The organism is Longimicrobium sp., from assembly GCF_036554565.1.
GTDB lineage: Bacteria > Gemmatimonadota > Gemmatimonadetes > Longimicrobiales > Longimicrobiaceae > Longimicrobium.
Genome location: NZ_DATBNB010000140.1, coordinates 1 through 2,153, shown reverse-complemented (window position 1 = coordinate 2,153; position 2,153 = coordinate 1). Strand labels below are relative to the sequence as shown.

Sequence of the window (2,153 nt, the reverse complement as noted above, 5' to 3'; positions counted from 1 at the left end):
CTCCGTTCCCTCCGCGACCTCTGCGTGAAACTGTCCTTCCCTCGGCTACGCGACGTTCGCGTTCTCTTCGCGGTACCGCGCCAGAACCTCCAGGAACACCTTGGACGAGCGGGCGAACGCGCCGCGGCGGCGAAGCTCGGTGGGGCTGCTGCCCACGAACTTCTGCGTCACGCGCCGCAGGCCGCTGTCCGACGAGTAGCCGCAGGCGTGGGCCACCGAGAGCACGGTGCGGCCCGGGTCGTCCAGCAGCTCGGCGGCCAGGAGGATGCGCATCCACGCCAGCAGCTTGCGCGGGGGCGGCAGCTCCGCGCGCTCGCACCAGCGCAGCAGCGTGCGCCGCGAGAGGCGAAGCTGGCGGGCCAGGTCGCGCCCGTGGCCGCCCACCGCCACTACCTCGGCCGCCGCGTCGACGATGGCGCGCGCGCGGCCCGGCGTGTCGGCCGGCAGCACGTTCTCCAGCAGCGCCTTCAGCGGCCGGCCCTGCGCCGCGCGAAAGCGCTGCACCATGGCCTGCGGCGTGTCGTCGTGCGAGATGGAGATCACCTGCACCACTCCCCACTTGCCCAGCGTGCGCAGGTCGTCCATGCGCGTGGGCTTGATCTCCATCGCCGCGAACACCGCCGTCGACGGAAACTCCACCAGCAGCGACTTGAGGCTGGGCGACGGGCCCGCCGTGCCGTACACCTCTTCATACGGGTTCACCACCACCAGCGCGGAGGGCGGAGAGTCGCGCACCGCTTCTTCCAGCGACGGCCAGTCGGGAACCGCCTGGAAGGTGTATTCGCGGCCCGCGACCTTGCGGACGCGCTCGCGGAAGGCCTCGTTGCTATGCAGAACCAGCAGGGGACGGGCGCCGATCTTCATCAGGGTGTGTGGGCTGGAGGTGCTTGGGGTGGCGGAGGGTCCGGGCGCCAGCCGGGGCGGGCAGGCGCTGCGTCATCGGGCTGCCGCGCATGACGTCCGCCGCCGTTCGACTCGCGATGGCCCAGGAAGCGCTCCCGCGGGGCCGTGCGGCGCACGGCGCGGGTGGAGCTGCGGGCATGACGAGGAAGCGGACGCTCTGGCGGAAAGGCTTTGAACGGCGAGTCACCATTGTAATGCCTATGTTCTTTCCACGCCATAGTCTTGCAGCCGTCCGCACCGTAGCGTCGCGGGTGTCTGGGAACGTCGCGCGTGGTCGAAACGGCGTGAAAGAATCGCTCAGCCTGCACTGCGGGACCCGCGCCGGAGCGGCCACGGGGCGAGAAGAATCGGCGTGTGAGCGTCCCAAACGGTGCGGTACCAAGGGACTGGGCGGTCAGCCCCCGCCCGTTTGGGGGCCTCACGCCATTTCACACGGCGGTGGCGAGATTGCGTCGTGAGGAGAGCGGGAATGGGCCAGCGGGGAATGCAGAAAGCGGCGTCCGGCGGTGCGCGCCAACCGGGCGGCACCGGCGGGTCATCCCGTCGCGATGCGGCGCAGGTCGTCGATGATGCGGTCTACGTAGCGCGGCACCTGCGGCCCGCCACGGTCCAGCGCGATGGCTCCGAGGGCCGAAGCGGCGTCCTGAACGGTTCCCTGCTCGCGCGCGAACCGCTCGTCCTCCCAGTCCAGCTCCGCCAATCGTTCGCCGATGCTCGCCAGCGCCTCGTGGATGGCCGGGAGCAGCGCGCCGCGCTCCATGGGCCCGGCGGCCTCGAGGGTGCGCAGCAGCTCGATGGCGCCTTCGCAGGCCTGCACGAACTCGGGCGGGTGGGGGCGAGGTTCGCTCATGGCTCTCGCGTGGGCAGGGGGATGGAAAAATCGTGCGGAAGTGCGGGGTTCGGAATATTGCGTCAGGAGGATCTGGGACGTACAGGCTGGGTGCGCTTCGACGGCTCCCGCACAGTCCCCTGGCCGCCCCCCTCTCCCGGCCTCTCCCCCATAAACCCCATGGGGGAGAGGAGAATTCGATTGCGGTCCGGCCACCTCGGCGAATGCCCCGGCCGCCCCCCTCTCCCGGCCTCTCCCCCATAAACCCCATGGGGGAGAGGAGGATTCGATTGCGGTCCGGCTGGCCCGGCGCGCGCGACTGGCTCCCTTCCCCCGCGGCTGTTTGCGGGGGAAGGGCTGGGGATGGGGGGCGCCCGCCCACGCACCGGGCCTGCCTTCCCACGCCTCAACCCCGAAGTGT

At 71.0% G+C, this 2,153-nt stretch carries 2 protein-coding genes; both read right to left on the bottom strand.

Annotation, left to right across the window (positions count from 1 at the left end):
* Nucleotides 1-45 precede the first annotated feature (45 nt).
* Nucleotides 46-864 (bottom strand): helix-turn-helix domain-containing protein, encoded by an 819-nt coding sequence (locus VIB55_RS03805; RefSeq protein ID WP_331875341.1) that lies wholly within the window; start codon nt 862-864, stop codon nt 46-48.
* A gap of 574 nt (nt 865-1,438) precedes the next feature.
* Nucleotides 1,439-1,753 carry a hypothetical protein gene (locus tag VIB55_RS03800; protein ID WP_331875340.1) on the bottom strand — a complete coding sequence of 105 codons (315 nt, stop codon included), beginning with the start codon at nt 1,751-1,753 and terminating at the stop codon, nt 1,439-1,441.
* Between the last annotated feature and the right edge of the window lie 400 nt (nt 1,754-2,153).

Coding starts and splice junctions, on each gene's coding strand:
- VIB55_RS03805 (WP_331875341.1), bottom strand. CDS start 864: ATGAAGATCGGCGCCCGTCCCCTGCTGGTTCTGCATAGCAACGAGGCC.
- VIB55_RS03800 (WP_331875340.1), bottom strand. CDS start 1,753: ATGAGCGAACCTCGCCCCCACCCGCCCGAGTTCGTGCAGGCCTGCGAA.